The sequence below is a fragment of the Salinimicrobium oceani genome, from assembly GCF_012037645.1.
Window position 1 is genome coordinate 1 of record NZ_JAAVJR010001288.1, and the last position, 332, is coordinate 332.

Sequence of the window (332 nt, forward strand, 5' to 3'; positions counted from 1 at the left end):
CTGCAACAGCCCGGCTCTTTTATGATGACTGAAGATCATATCTATGAGGTTGGAGGAAGTGACAGCATAGTTTCTGCTGGCCGTTCCGGAGGAACAGATGAAAACCTTGTGAAGATACTGAAGGAGCTTAGAAAGAATGTTGCCAAGAAAAGAGGACTTGCTCCATATTTGGTATTTCAGGATCCTTCTTTAGAGGATATGGCCTTAAAATATCCGGTAACCATTGAAGAATTAGGAAATATTCATGGAGTAGGGGAAGGGAAAGCAAAAAAATACGGCCAGGAATTTATTGACACGATCTCCCGATATGTTGAAGAGAATGATATTACACG

The 332-nt window shown here is 41.3% G+C and carries 1 protein-coding gene; it reads left to right on the plus strand.

All coding sequences use genetic code 11. The annotated features are described in order from the left end of the window. Positions 1-332: HRDC domain-containing protein (locus HC175_RS21870; RefSeq protein ID WP_209310187.1), on the plus strand; the 332-nt coding region annotated here is incomplete at both ends.